The organism is Streptomyces sp. PL-29 (assembly GCF_058344425.1).
This window is the reverse complement of sequence record NZ_CP136996.1, coordinates 6,611,378-6,624,664: the sequence shown is the minus strand read 5'-3', so window position 1 is coordinate 6,624,664 and position 13,287 is coordinate 6,611,378. Positions and strand designations below refer to the sequence as shown.

The window sequence follows — 13,287 nt, the reverse complement described above, 5'->3', positions numbered from 1 at the left end:
TCCTGCGTTCGGGTCGGACGCCGGCGGTGGCCGGTCAGGGGAAGGGGTGCGGTGCCGGGTTGAGGTCGCCGGGCTCCAGCGGGCGCTCGCGCAGCCCGGCGGCGAACAGGCCGGTCCGCATCCGCGGCATGCCGAGCGCCCGCTGCCGCGACCAGCCGAAGTCGATGGGGAGCAGGCCGGGGACGAGCACGCTCACCGTGTGCAGTCCGAGGGCTCGCTGCTCGGGCATCGTCTGGTCGACGAGGACGACGTCGAACCCCTCGGCGGTGACCGCCGACACACACCGCTCCAGATCGGTGCGCACGTCGTCGGAGGCGGTCGCGCCCTGCTGGTCGGGCCACCGCAGTTCGGCGACGGTCCGCGGGCGTTCGCGGCCGGAGCTGCGCAGCAGGAAGTCCGCGTGGGCTCCCATCTCCGGGATCCCGTAGACGAGCGGATGGTCGTGCAGTGCCGTGACCAGATCGAAATCGGCCGCCATGGCGCGCAGCCGGGCCTCGTCGCGCTCGGTGCGCCCGGGCAGGTTGACGGCGTCCGTGGCGATCTCGCACAGCGCCGACGCCAGGGCGGACTCCGGGTCGAGGCCGGCGCCCGCGCCGAAGCACATCCGGCCGGGTCCACCGTCGAAGCGTTCGGCGACCGCGGTCACGACGGGGACCGGGAAGGTGATCCGCGTGTCGAAGAACCGGGCCCGGTAGCCGTACATCGCCAGCCGGTCGACCATCGCGCGGGTGGTCGGGCGGGAACTGCTCGCCGGGTCGATCTCCGGGAGCGGCTGGCGTCCGTACCAGCTGAGCAGGAAGGCGTCGCGCTCGACGACCTCCATCAGGCCGAAGTAGGCCGCCTCGGCCAGACTGCCGCCCGAGGCGCAGCCGTTGGAGCTCTCCTGCACGAACCGGTTCTCCAGGCCGGGGGCGTGGTAGTACGTCAGGATCTCCGGGACCAGGCGGGGCGTCCGGTCGCGCAGCGACCAGCCCCAGACCCAGGCGATCTCCCGGTCCGGGTCGAAGGGGCGCACGCGCGGGTTGTCGCGGTGGAAGGCCTCGTCGTACAGCCCGACGTCCCTCGGGTCCACCGCGTCGGCGCCGAACCGGTTCAGCGTGCCGGTGACGCTCGTGGTGCGGGCCCGGGCCCGCATCCCCGCGTAGCGCTCCAGGCCCTCCAGGACGCCCACGTGCGCGCTGCGCGCGAAGGAGTCCGTGTGCCCGCCCCAGAAGGTCTCGCGCAGGTACGCACCCGAGCGCATGGAGAAGCAGCCGATGGTGGCGGAGGTGGAGGTGGAGGAGACGTCCTGGACGAGGGAGGGGCCCAGTGCCCCGCACAGCGGGTTGGCGAAGGCGGCCACGTCGATCCCGTACGACTCGACGGGCCGGGTGCGGAACACCCCGGGCCGGTGCTTCGGCGCGGGCGGCAGTTCGGGCACGGCCGCTGCGGCGGTGTCCTCCTGCGGGGCGGCGCAGACCGGGCACTCCGGGTCGGGCACCAGCGGGTAGCTGCGTACGCGGCCGGTCCGCAGGTCCAGCAGCCGGACGGCGGGGAAGACGCCGCCCGCTGCGGGAGCGCCGGGGCGGGGCTCCCGGGCGGCCGTGACGAGCGCGGCCAGAGCCGAGGCCGCGAAGGGGTGCGCGTAGGGCCAGTCCCCCGCGGCCCGGGTGGCGCCGCCGAGTTCGAGGGCGTCCCGGAGCGCCACGGACCGTACCGCCTGCCAGCGGCGTTCCAGGCAACGGGCGCAGCCGCCGGCCGGCCCGACGACCGCCTGGTGGCCGTAGAGGTGCACGGGCACGGTCGCGCCGTCGAGGGGCTCGGGCACGGGGCGGGTGAAGGCGTCGGCGAGACCGAGCGGGGTGAGCGTGACCGGGGGGCCTCCGAGCGCCGCGAGGTCGCGGTCGAGCCGGGCGGTGAAGCGGGCCGCCGCGTCGGGGCCGAGCGCGTCGGGGAGGCCGGGGAGGCCGGGGAGGCCGGGCGCCAGGGGCTCAGTGGTCATCGCCCGGCTCCTGAGCGGAGGTCAGCAGCACTCTGGCGGTGTGGAGTCCGGCCGAGGCCAGGTCCGGGGTGCCGGTGGACACGGCGTAGACGTCGCGGCCCGCCGACCGCAGCCGGTCGAGCACCTCGGACCAACCGTCGGCGGACCGGCCGTCGGCGGACCGGCCGTCGGTCGCGACGGTGAGCGTGCGGGCGTCGAGGTCGGCCAGCAGGGGATCACCCGTGTCGGCCGGTCCGCCGGGCGCATCCTCGTCCCGCTCGAACTGCACGGCGCCCAGCAGGTCCCGCAGCGCGGTCACCGTCGCCGTTCGTCGGTCCAGGCAGGCGCCCACGGCCCAGCGTTCCCCGGCCCGGGCCAGGAGCACCTGGACACCGGAGTGCGCGGCCTCGCCGAGGTCGAGGAGCTCGACGGCGAGCCCGAGCCGGTCCGCCGACCGTACGAGGAAAACGAGTTCGGCGTCGCCGGTGTCGTCGCTGCCGTCCGGCAGCGGCACCGGCAGGGCCGCCGCCCCGCGGACGGCCCGCAGCAGGGCGTCGTGGGCCAGGGCGGAGAGCAGGCCCGCGGCGGCCGCGTCGGCGGGCGAGGGTCCGGCGCCGGCGCCGGCGCGGGTCCGCTCGAAGAGCCGGTCGCCGTTGTGCGGGCCGAAGGGGCGTACGGCGCCCGCCGGCACGAGGGCGGGTTCCTTCGTGACCAGGGAGACGGCCGGCTGCCAGGCGGCGGCCGTACCGGGCAGCCCGGAAGCGATGGTCAGCGAGCCTTCCGCGACCGCGGCTTCGCCACGGGCGGCTACACCGTACGCGGGGACGACGTGCTCGGCGTAGACCACGGCCGCGGCGTCGAGCGCCCGCATCCGGGCCCCGGCGACGTGGTGGACGTCGAAGGCCGCGATCGCCCGGGAGGCCGCGGGTCCGGTGCCGAACTCGACCACGCTCAGCTTGAGGGGGATCTGGGTCAGCGGCTCGTCGGCGTAGCGCGTGAAGACGCCGGTGTACGGACGGACGAGCGCGGAGCGCCGGTTCAGCTCCTCCACCAGGGCCTCCGCCGCACGTGCGGTGTCCAGGGTGGGCAGGGCGGGGGTGCAGGTGGTACCGGCTTCGGCGAGGTCCACGGGGGCCGTGGCCCGGCTCGTCGCCTCTTCGTCCGGGGCGCAGAACGGGCAGCGCGGGTGGGCCAGGAGCGGTTCGGCCGTCACGTCCAGCGAAGCCATGTCCTGCACGATCACCTGGCCTGCGGTCTCGGCGGGCAGCGCCCCGCTGGTGGTGCGGAAGACCTCGTAGCCGAGGAGGTTGCCGATCATCGCGGCCAGTGGCCGCCCGGGCTCCGGGCCGGACGCGGTCGGCCCGCCCGGCAGGGCCAGGGCGCTCCAGAGCTCGGCCGCCGCGGCACCGTCGCGGCCCGCAGCCGCGCCGAGCCGGAGCGCGGCGCAGGCCCAGCAGCCGGTGGCGGTGGAGGTCATGAGCGGGCCGATGACGGCGTCGGCCCCGTAGGACCAGGCCGGCAGGAGGGTGCGGCCGGCCGGGATGCCGGTGCGCAGCAGCGGCAGCAGGCGTGCGGGCGCGGTGCGCCCGCCGGTGACGACCACGAGGTCGTACTCGGACAGTTCGGACCAGGAGGGCTGCCGGTCCGGGGCCGTCGGCAGGGTACGCAGCTCCACCGGGCAGCCGTCGGCGACGGCCTCGGCCCGCCTCGGCGTCGAGTTCGGGCGTGCCGGGCGGTGGGGTGCGCAGGGCCGGTGTCACACCGACGAGCGCGCAGCCGTTGCGTATCAGGCTCGATGCGCACCAGCGGGCGACGTCGTCGTCGCCGAGGACGGCCACGCGGGTGTCGCGGAAGCGCAGGAACCGTGCTTCGGCGTCGTCGGCGTAGTGGTCGGCGTAGGCGATCTGCGGGGCGTACCGGCGGGCCACGTCGGGGGCGGGCGCCGGCTGCCCGGCCGCGGATGCGTCGGGGGCGGCGACAGGACGGGCGAAGTCCCTTTCGTACAGGGTCCGCACGAGTTCGCCGACCATGGCCTGCTGTGCCTCGCCGAGACCCCGGCACAGGTCGGCGACCGAGTGCTCGCCGGTGAGGTGGGGGACGATCAGTGTTGCGAAGCGGTAGGCGGACTTGGCCGTGAGCCGGAAGCCGCCGTCCGCGTTGTGGAACAGCACGCCGTCGGGCGTCTCGGTGAACAGCACGTCCCGGCGGATCCGGGGACGGGTCTCGGCAACGGCGTGATAGCTGGCGTGGGCCATGGGGACACCCCTGGGTGCGGTCTGGGCGGGATCGGGGAGAGAACCTGAGCGGGAGGTGCGGGGGCAGGCGCGGCGGGGCTGCGCGAGCCGGGAGGGGTCAGCGAGGTGCGGCCGCGGCCGCCGTCTCGTGCGCGCGCAGGCGCCAACGCGCGTAGATGCGGAGCAGGCCGTGGAGGCGGTACGGGCCGGGCGGCCCGTCCTCCAGCAGCCCGGCCTCCACGAGCTGTTCGAGTACGGACTCGCTCTCAGCGGCCGCGGGGTCGGGGGCCGGCGGGCTTGCGTCCTCGGCGCGCCCGGCCAGCCGGAGGAACGCCTCCCGCAGCTCGGGGGCGAGCGCGTCGAGCGCCTGCCCCAGGACACCGGGCACGGAGAGCCCCGCGTCCTCCGCGAGCGCCAGGCGGGCGACGGGATCCGCCGCGAGCCAGGCAGCGCAGTCGGCGACCGACAGGCCGGGCCGGGTCAGCAGCCGTCCCGCGGCGATCCGCAGGGCGAGCGGGAAGTGGCCGCACACAAAGGCCAGTTCGCGGGTCGCCGCGGGCTCGGCCGCGATGCGTTCGGCGCCGACGAGCCCGGCGAGCAGGGCGTGCGCCTCGGCGGAGCGGAGCACGTCGAGCCGGTGCACGGCGCCGCCGTGGGTGGCGACGACGGCGGCCAGCTGGCGCCTGCTGGTCACGAGGACGGCGGCGCCGTCCGCGGCGGGCAGCAGCGGCAGCACCTGCCAGGCGCCGGCCGCGCCGTCGAGGACGATCAGGCGGCGGCCGGGGGCGGGCTCGGGCATGAGCCGCGCCGCCTCCTCGACGGCGACCGGGGTCCCATCGGGCCGGGTCAGCTGGAGGGTCGACACACCTCCGGGGAAGGACTCCTGGACCTCGTGCGCGGTCTGGCGGGCGAGCGCGGACTTGCCGATGCCCGGCGCCCCCGAGATGACGACCAGGCGCGGGCCGTCGGCGGCGGTGAGCCGGGCGGCCACGGCCCTGCGGTCGGCGTCGCGGCCGGCGAAGGCGGGTACGGGCGGCACCACGTGCGCCGTCCGGACCGGGGCGGACGGGCCGGCGGGCAGCGCGGCGGGCTCCGCCGCGGCCGCGGCGCGCGGGGGTTCCGGCGGGGCGGGCGAGAGCTCTTCGGCGCGCAGGATGGCCAGTTCCAGGCGGCGCAGTCCCGGTCCGGGGTCGATGCCGAGTTCGTCCCGCAGCCGGTCGCGGACCGTGCGGTACTCGGCGAGGGCTTCGGCCTGCCGTCCGGTGCGGTAGAGCGCCTCGACGAGCTGTTCGGTGAAGCGTTCGCGCACTGGGTGGCGGCGTGCGCTCTCGTACAGGTCGACCAGGACCTGATGGCAGTTGCCGGCGGCGAGTTCAAGGTCGCATACCCGTTCCAGCACCCGCAGGCGCTCCTGTTCCAGGACGGGTACCGCGTCCTCCTGGAGCAGGTGCGAGGCGACGTTGGCGAGGGGCTGCCCCTGCCAGAGGGCGAGCGCCTCGCGCAGCCGGTAGAGCTCCTCCCCCGGGTCCCCCGCCGATCCGGCCCGGGCCGCGAGTGCGCGGAACCGGACGAGATCGAGCGTCTCGGTGTCGCAGCGCATCCGGTATCCGCCGGGAACGGCCTCGATGACGGTGGCGGATATGCCGTACTTGGCGAACAGCCGGCGCAGCCGGAGGACGCACGTCTGCAGTGCGGCGCGCGCCGTGGCGGGCGGCTCTTCGTCCCATACGGCACGCAGCAGGTAGGCGGTCGAAACCACCGTGTTCGGGTGGAGCAGCAGTGCGGCGAGAAGGCTCGTTGGCTTGGACGGTTTGAGAACGACGGATTCCGGGCCGTGCGCAATGCTCAGGGGCCCCAAAAGCTGGAACCGGATGACTGATCCCCCGTGTCGGGACACGCATTCCCCCAATGGGGAGCGTGGGCGGGGGCGGTGGTCAGCCGGTTCTTCGGGTTCGCCACACGCCGGAAATAGTCCGGACCAATCCCGAAGTCGCCGTCCGCCCCCGTTGGGCGGTGAATAACCGGAACACTACATAGAGAATCTTGCGGAAGTCGAGCCGGCGGACACTCCTTTCCTTCCCGCAGGCCTTTTCTCCCTTCTCCGTAACCCGGACGCTTCACGCTGTTACCGCCGGTTCGTCAAAACCGTTAAGCGGTAAACGAATTACTGCCGCTGCGCCATCCAAGCATGATGCCGTGATCCAATTAAGGTGTATATCGCGCCACTGATATGGCCGATCCTTTACTCCTCTCCCACAGGAGCGGCCCGTGCCCCCGCGCCCGCGGTGCGATGGCGGGCAAGTCCCGTGGCAAGGACGGGCCATCGGGCCGATCGGAGCGGACCTGCGGTGACGGGACCGCGCGCCGCGACACCCCCGCGGCCGCCACCCCCCTCCGCCTCAGGCCATCTCCGGTCGGACACGCCCGTGTTCGATGAATGCGGCCCGGTCCGTGGACCAAAGGTCAGCCCGCTGGAGCTCCGGCGCGTACGGCCTGGCTGCCGTCTGCGCGCAGACGGTCCTCGGCACGCCGCCGTCACCCCGCGGGGACGCGGTCGGCGCCACCGTGCCCGCCCTCCTCGGCCGAGCGGGTCCCGCTCCGGCGCGCCGACGGCCCTCTCCCGCCCGGGAGCAGCCGCCGGCATGATCCTGGGCGCCGTAGCGGCCACCACCCACCGCGTCCCCCAGGAGTCCCGCCATGCCCGACCGCCCCGTCCTGGAGCCCGCCGCCCAGGTCTTCGCCGACGCCACCGCCGAGCCGCCGTTCCTCTACGAGATCCCCGTCGCCGACGGCCGCAAGGCCGTGGACGACGTCCAAAGCGGCGACGGCGTCACCCTGCCGCCCGTGGACGAGGAGTGGCTCACCGTCCCCGGCGGCCCGACCGGCGAGGTCCGCACCCGGATCGTCCGCCCGCGCGGCGCCACCGGCCCGCTCCCCGTGGTCCTCTACCTCCACGGCGCCGGCTGGGTCTTCGGCAACGCCCACACCCACGACCGCCTCGTGCGCGAACTCGCGGTGGGCGCCGGGGCGGCCCTGGTCTTCCCCGAGTACGACCTCTCCCCGGAGGCCCGCTACCCGGTGGCCATCGAGCAGAACTACGCCGTCGCCCGCTGGATCACCGCAGACGGCGGCCGGCATGGTCTCGACGGCGGCCGTCTCGCCGTCGCCGGAGACTCGGTGGGCGGCAACATGAGCGCCGCCCTCACCCTGATGGCCAAGGAGCGCGGCGACGTCCGCCTCGTCCAGCAGGTCCTCTTCTACCCGGTGACCGACGCCGCCTTCGACAGCGCGTCCTACCAGGAGTTCGCGGAGGGCTACTTCCTGCGGCGCGACGCCATGCGCTGGTTCTGGGACCAGTACACGACCGACCCGGCCCAGCGCGCCGAGATCACCGCCTCCCCGCTGCGGGCCGGCACCGATCAGCTCACCGGGCTGCCTCCGGCCCTGGTCATCACGGCCGAGGCCGATGTGCTGCGCGACGAGGGCGAGGCGTACGCGGCCAAGCTCCGGGCGGCCGGGGTGCCGGTCACCGCGCTGCGCGCGCTGGGGACCATCCACGACTTCGTCATGCTGAACGCCCTGCGGGAGACCGCGGCTGCGAACCTGGCCATCGGACTCGCCGTCGACACCCTGCGCGAGGCCCTGGCCTGAGCGCGCAACCCGGCCCGCCCGAGGTGGGCCTACGCCCGGCTCCGGGCCCGATGCCGGCACGCGTGCCGAGCCCGGCCCATCCGACCTCCGGACGGACGGCGGCCCGGGGCGGGTCCTCGCCCGCGGCGCGGCGAACGGCTCGACGGCCGCCGGACGGGCCCGGGCCCCGGGCCGGCACAGGACGAGCCGGCGCGTGCGTAGCGGCAGGGGCACCGGTCGGGGTGTCGGTCCCGGTCATGACGCGCAGCCCGTCCGCGGGCCGGTCAGTCCGGCCAGGTGCCCGTCAGGCGCCTGACGGCCACGGCTCCGCCTCGGTCGATCGCTGCCTTGACCGCGGCGAAGACGGCGCCCTGCAGGACCGCGGCGATGAGGACCTCCCGCCACGACCGGTCCTCGTCGGTGGCGTTCGGTGCGTCGTCCTCGTGGCCGAGCCGCTTCCACACCTGCCTGAACGCGATGCCGGCCAGCGCGCCTCCGAGGGCGCCGAGGGCCATCCCGGCGGGCTTGTACGCGACGGTCGAGGCCTTCATCGGTGCCTCCTCCGCGATTGCGGTTCCGCTTCTTCCTGCCCTGCGCCTGCCCGGTCCGGCGCACGGCTAACACGGGCCGGACCGGGCGTGCGCCCGCCGGTCGGCCGGATCACTCTCCGGTGGTGGAGGCGACGGGGCGCCGGGGCGAGGCCTCGGGCCGGTACGGGGCGGGGTCCGGGGCGGTGGTGGGACGTTCGGTCCAGAACGTGCCGGACGCCGCGCGCCGGACGAGCATCAGGAGCACTCCGACGAGGCTCAGCCCAAGGGCGATCACCAGCGGCGGACCCATGCCGAACCAGGGCGTTCCGCCGTAGGAGTTCGCCGGGTCCGCCATGTCGGCCACCGACTCCGCCAGCAGCCAGACCAGCATGCCCGCGCCGACGAGCGGCCCGACCCCGATGAGCAGGAACTCGCGCAGGCCCGCGGTGAGCCGGCGCCGGTGGTAGACCGCGCAGGCGATGCCGGTGAGGGCGTAGTAGAAGGCGATCAGCAGGGACAGGGCGGTCAGGGAGTCGGCGAGGGCGTTCTCGCTGATCCGGTGGATGAGCAGGTACCAGACGGTGGCCGTGCCCGCGACCCACCAGGTGCTGACGGCGGGGGTGCGGAACCGGGGGTGGATCAGGCCGAAGCGGCTGGGCAGGGCGTGCCGACGCGCCATGGACAGGGCGGTGCGCGACGCCGGAATGATCGTCGTCTGGGTCGACGCGAGCGCCGAGGTGGCGACGGCCAGGAGGACGATCCAGTCCCAGCCGCCGAGGGCCTCGCGGGCCAGGGAGGCGAAGACGGCCTCCTCGTCGTCGGCGTGCGCGGCGAGGTAGCCGGTGCCGGCGTAGGCGACGACCGCGAAGGCCACGCAGACGTAGGTGGCCAGGAGCACCACGGTCGACCAGATGCCGGCCCGGCCCGGCGCCGAGGAGGGGTCCTTCGTCTCCTCGGTGAGGTTCACGGCCGACTCCCAGCCCCAGTAGACGAAGACGCCGAGGAGCAGGCCGCCGGTCAGTGCCGTCCCGCCGGCCCCGAACGGGTCGAGCCAGTCGGCGGCCGGACGCAGGGCTCCCGGGGAGGCGGTGCCGGCGTGGACCCGGTAGAGGGCCACGCCCGCGAAGACGAACAGGCAGGCGGTCTGCAGGAGGACCAGGACGTTCTGCAGCCGGGCCGCGGCCTGCGTGTCCCGTACGCACAGCGCCGCCATCACCACGATCACGAGCACGGTCAGCGCCTGGCGGATCACGGTGTCGCCCGCCCAGCCGTCCAGACCGACGGCCAGCAGCCCGAAGGTCACGGCCACGTCCGCGAGCGAGCCGACGACCAGGACCCCGGTCATCGTGATCGCCCAGCCGCCCAGCCAGCCGGCCGTGGGACCCAGTGCGCGGGTCACCCAGGAGAAGGTCGTGCCGCAGTCGGGGTCGGCGCGGTTGAGGTAGTAGAAAGCGGATGCGATGAGAACCATCGGTACGAACGAAGCGAGCATCACCCCGGGAGCGTGCACGCCGACCAGCGCGACGATCGGCCCGATCACCGCGGCCAGGGAGTACGCCGGCGAAGTGGCGTTGAGCCCGACGGCGAGCGCGTCGACGAACCCGATCGCGTCTGGTCTGAGCGTGGCGGCCTGCGGCGTCCGCGGGGTGTCTTCGACCATGGTCCCTCACTGGTGCGGTGTGAACGGGGCGTGAATGCGATGAGGAAACCCGTGCGTCACCCGGAAGGTCAATGGTGTTGGCATAAGAGTTCCGGCCCATGTCCGACCCCAGGCGCCCCTCCGGACCCCGGCCGCCCGGACCCAAGCGCCCCTCCGGACCCCGGCCACCGCGCCGGCTCAGCCGCGGGCATCCGCCAGCTGCCGCTCCGCCGTGTCCAGCAGCATCTCCAACGCGACGGGGTAGGCGCTGTGCGGCATCCGGGCGGCGAGCAGCCCTGCGGTGGCGGCGATGTTCGGGTAGGCGTCGGCCGGCAGACGGGCGTACGTCGACTCCCAGCGTTCCTCGTCCGACGCGCGCGCCTCGGCCGACAGGGCGAGCGGGCCCGCGTCGAGGGCCGCGAAGGCCAGGCTCTGGTCGATGTAGGCGTGGTAGATCCGCACCGCGTCCTCGTCCGCGAAGCCCGCTCCGCGCAGGATGCCCAGGATCGCCTCGTCGGCCGCGATCTCACGCGGCCGTCCGGTCACCCGGCTCGCGGTCAGCAGGGCGGCCTGCGGGTGGGCGAGATAGGCGCCGTGGATCCGCAGGCCGAGGGTGCGCAGGTCGTCGCGCCACCTGCCGGTCGGAGCCCAGCCGGCCAGTGCCCGGCCGATCAGCTCCTCGCCGATGGCGAGGGTGAGGCCGTCCATGCCCTCGAAGTACCGGTAGAGGGTGCTGGGGTCCGCGCCCAGGGCGGCGCCGAGCCGCCGGGCGGACAGGCCCGCGCTGCCGTGCTCGCGCACCATCCGCAGCGCCGTCTCGACGATCAGCCGCTCGGAGAGCACCGTCCCCTGCCGGGTTGGCCGCCGTCGCCTGCGCGCCTCCTCGGGAACCACGTCCTTCGCCATCGCCGCCCGCCTCCGCATCCAGTCGGTCTTATGCCAACACCATTGACCTTAACTCGGAGCGACCGGTTCCATCAGCCCTCAGAGGCGGACGCCTCGCCGAGAAAGGACCAAGACATGCGTGTTCTGCTTGTGGGTGCCGGCGGTGTCGGAAGCGCGATCACCAAGATCGCCGCTCGCCGCGACTTCTTCGACCACTTCGTCGTAGCCGACTACGACCTGGCCCGTGCGCAGGCCGCGGTCGCCGCCCTGGGTGCCGACGAGAAGCGCTTCGGCGCTTGTCGCGTCGACGCCTCCGACGAGGCGGCGGTGACCGCGCTGCTCGCCGAGCACGCGTGCGACGTACTGATGAACGCAACCGATCCGCGCTTTGTGATGCCCCTGTTCAACGCCGCATTGGCGGCGGGCAGCCACTACGTCGACATGGCCATGTCCCTCTCCCGCCCGCACCCGGAGCACCCGCACAGCGAGTGCGGGGTCAAGCTCGGCGACGAGCAGTTCGAACAGGCCGCGCAGTGGGAGAAGTCGGGCCGCCTGGCGCTCGTCGGCATGGGCGTCGAGCCCGGCCTGTCGGACGTCTTCGCCCGCTACGCGGCCGACGAGCTCTTCGACGACATCGAGGAGATCGGCATCCGCGACGGCGCGAACCTGACCGTCGAGGGCCATGACTTCGCCCCGTCCTTCAACATCTGGACGACGATCGAGGAGTGTCTGAACCCTCCGGTGGTCTACGAGAGCGAGCGCGGCTGGTTCACCACCGAGCCGTTCAGTGAGCCTGAGGTCTTCGACTTCCCCGAGGGCATCGGGCCGGTCGAGTGCGTCAACGTCGAACACGAGGAGGTCCTCCTCGTACCGCGCTGGGTCGGCGCCCGCCGGGTGACCTTCAAGTACGGCCTCGGCGAGGACTTCATCGGCAAGCTCAGGACGCTGCATGCCCTGGGGCTGGACTCCACCGTCCGGGTGCCGGTCCGCGGGGAGGACGGCGCAGAGGTCCGGGTCTCGCCGCGCGACGTGGTGGCTGCCTGCCTGCCCGACCCGGCGACGCTCGGGGACCGGATGACGGGGAAGACCTGCGCCGGGACCTGGGTCAAGGGCACCAAGGAGGGCCTGCCGCGCGAGGTGTACCTCTACCACGTGGTCGACAACCAGTGGTCGATGCGCGAGTACGGTTCCCAGGCCGTCGTCTGGCAGACCGCCGTCAACCCGGTGGTGGCCCTCGAACTGCTCGCGACCGGGGCGTGGTCCGGTTCCGGTGTCCTGGGCCCCGAGGCCCTGCCGCCGCTGCCGTTCCTGGACCTGCTGACGGCGTACGGCTCCCCCTGGGCCCTGCGCGAGCAGGACTCCGCCCCGGCCGCAGGCCACTGACCCGGCCGGCGCACGGAACCGAAATGATCTCCTTTGGCGTCCTTGTCACCACGTGACCGTCCAAGGAAGAGGAGAGGCGACGTGGAGCAGACCCGTCGTGCCGTACTGACTCTGGGAGCCGGGGTGGCGCTGAGCGCGGCGCTGCCCGCGGGAGCGGCTCGCGCGGCGGCGCCCGGAGGGGGTGGGGAGGCCGTCCGACGGCTGCGCGCACTGGAGCGCGAGTACGGCGCGCGGGTGGGGGCGTACGCCCGGGACACCCGCTCGGGCCGGACGGTGCGGTATCGGGCGAACGAGCTGTTCCCCATGTGCTCGGTGTTCAAGACGCCGGCCGTGGCGGCCGTGCTGCGGGACCTGGACCGAGACGGCGGGTTCCTCGCCCGGCGGATCCACTACACGCAGGAGGACGTCACCTCCGCGGGCGGCGGCTTGGTGACCGGCCGGCCCGAGAACGTCGCCGGCGGTCTGACGGTGGCCGAGCTGTGCTCGGCCGCCATCGCCCAGAGCGACAACGGCGCCGCGAACCTGCTGCTGCGCGAGCTGGGAGGGCCCACGGCGGTCACCCGGTTCTGCCGTTCCCTCGGGGACCGCACGACGCGACTCGACCGCTGGGAGCCGGAGCTCAACTCGGCCGAGCCGTCGCGGGTGACCGACACGACCACTCCGCGGGCCATCGCGCGCACCTACGGGCGTCTCGTGCTCGGCGACGCGCTCGTTCCGCGGCACCGGGAGCTCCTGACGCGGTGGCTGGTGTCGAACACGACGAGCGACGAACGGTTCCGCGCCGGCCTGCCCCGCGACTGGGTGATCGGGGACAAGACGGGCGCCGGGTCGTACGGGACCAACAACAACGTGGGCATCGCCTGGCCTCCCGGGCGGCCGCCCGTGGAGCTGGCGGTGCTGACCACCCGGCCGGACGCCGCCGCGCCGCACGAGAACGCACTGGTCGCCAGGGCCGCCGAGGTGCTGGCGGCGGCGCTCTCCTGACGGAGGGGTCGCTTCGGTCCGTACCGCGGGCGGGCCCGCGGT

9 protein-coding genes are annotated in these 13,287 nt (G+C 74.3%); 3 read left to right on the top strand and 6 right to left on the bottom strand.

Going from position 1 to position 13,287, the window contains the following annotated elements; translation table 11 throughout:
* Positions 1-34 precede the first annotated feature (34 nt).
* The 3 genes from R4Z63_RS30170 to R4Z63_RS30160 all read right to left on the bottom strand — a co-directional run bounded on the left by R4Z63_RS30170 (position 35) and on the right by R4Z63_RS30160 (position 5,953).
* Positions 35-1,981, bottom strand: a complete 1,947-nt coding sequence (locus R4Z63_RS30170; RefSeq protein WP_384449182.1) for a TOMM precursor leader peptide-binding protein — start codon at positions 1,979-1,981, stop codon at positions 35-37.
* Complete coding sequence (locus tag R4Z63_RS30165; RefSeq protein ID WP_491522611.1) at positions 1,971-3,635, bottom strand: TOMM precursor leader peptide-binding protein; 1,665 nt, start codon at positions 3,633-3,635, stop codon at positions 1,971-1,973. Before R4Z63_RS30165 ends, R4Z63_RS30170 begins: the two co-directional genes overlap by 11 nt.
* Positions 3,636-4,312: 677 nt before the next feature.
* A complete protein-coding gene (locus R4Z63_RS30160) occupies positions 4,313-5,953 on the bottom strand; it encodes an AfsR/SARP family transcriptional regulator (RefSeq protein WP_384449176.1) in 1,641 nt (546 codons plus the stop codon).
* Positions 5,954-6,891: 938 nt separating this feature from the next.
* On the opposite strand from R4Z63_RS30160, the gene R4Z63_RS30155 reads away from it, so the two are divergent.
* Entirely contained in the window at positions 6,892-7,845 is a 954-nt protein-coding gene (locus R4Z63_RS30155) for an alpha/beta hydrolase (protein ID WP_384449173.1), read from the top strand.
* A gap of 263 nt (positions 7,846-8,108) precedes the next feature.
* Here the strand turns inward: R4Z63_RS30155 and R4Z63_RS30150 are convergent, their stop codons facing one another.
* The 3 genes from R4Z63_RS30150 to R4Z63_RS30140 all read right to left on the bottom strand — a co-directional run bounded on the left by R4Z63_RS30150 (position 8,109) and on the right by R4Z63_RS30140 (position 10,899).
* Positions 8,109-8,375: a DUF4235 domain-containing protein gene (locus R4Z63_RS30150; protein ID WP_037916998.1), complete on the bottom strand. Its 267-nt coding sequence runs from the start codon at positions 8,373-8,375 to the stop codon at positions 8,109-8,111.
* Between the two features lie 109 nt (positions 8,376-8,484).
* Complete coding sequence (locus tag R4Z63_RS30145) at positions 8,485-10,014, bottom strand: APC family permease (RefSeq protein ID WP_384449170.1); 1,530 nt, start codon at positions 10,012-10,014, stop codon at positions 8,485-8,487.
* Between the two features lie 177 nt (positions 10,015-10,191).
* Entirely contained in the window at positions 10,192-10,899 is a 708-nt protein-coding gene (locus tag R4Z63_RS30140; protein ID WP_037916995.1) for a TetR/AcrR family transcriptional regulator, read from the bottom strand.
* 114 nt (positions 10,900-11,013) lie between these two features.
* Here R4Z63_RS30140 and R4Z63_RS30135 point away from each other — a divergent pair, with 114 nt between their 5' ends.
* Both R4Z63_RS30135 and bla read left to right on the top strand, forming a co-directional pair.
* Entirely contained in the window at positions 11,014-12,261 is a 1,248-nt protein-coding gene (locus tag R4Z63_RS30135; protein ID WP_384449167.1) for a saccharopine dehydrogenase family protein, read from the top strand.
* 81 nt (positions 12,262-12,342) lie between these two features.
* The gene (gene bla, locus R4Z63_RS30130) at positions 12,343-13,245 is read left to right on the top strand and encodes a class A beta-lactamase (RefSeq protein ID WP_384449164.1); all 903 of its coding nucleotides are present in this window, start codon (positions 12,343-12,345) and stop codon (positions 13,243-13,245) included.
* The last annotated feature ends 42 nt before the right edge of the window (positions 13,246-13,287 follow it).

What these genes read in the sequence shown, in the direction of transcription:
- R4Z63_RS30135 (WP_384449167.1), top strand. Translation starts at nt 11,014, where the DNA reads ATGCGTGTTCTGCTTGTGGGTGCCGGCGGTGTCGGAAGCGCGATCACC.
- R4Z63_RS30150 (WP_037916998.1), bottom strand. Translation starts at nt 8,375, where the DNA reads ATGAAGGCCTCGACCGTCGCGTACAAGCCCGCCGGGATGGCCCTCGGC.
- R4Z63_RS30170 (WP_384449182.1), bottom strand. Translation starts at nt 1,981, where the DNA reads ATGACCACTGAGCCCCTGGCGCCCGGCCTCCCCGGCCTCCCCGGCCTC.
- R4Z63_RS30155 (WP_384449173.1), top strand. Translation starts at nt 6,892, where the DNA reads ATGCCCGACCGCCCCGTCCTGGAGCCCGCCGCCCAGGTCTTCGCCGAC.
- R4Z63_RS30140 (WP_037916995.1), bottom strand. Translation starts at nt 10,899, where the DNA reads ATGGCGAAGGACGTGGTTCCCGAGGAGGCGCGCAGGCGACGGCGGCCA.
- R4Z63_RS30145 (WP_384449170.1), bottom strand. Translation starts at nt 10,014, where the DNA reads ATGGTCGAAGACACCCCGCGGACGCCGCAGGCCGCCACGCTCAGACCA.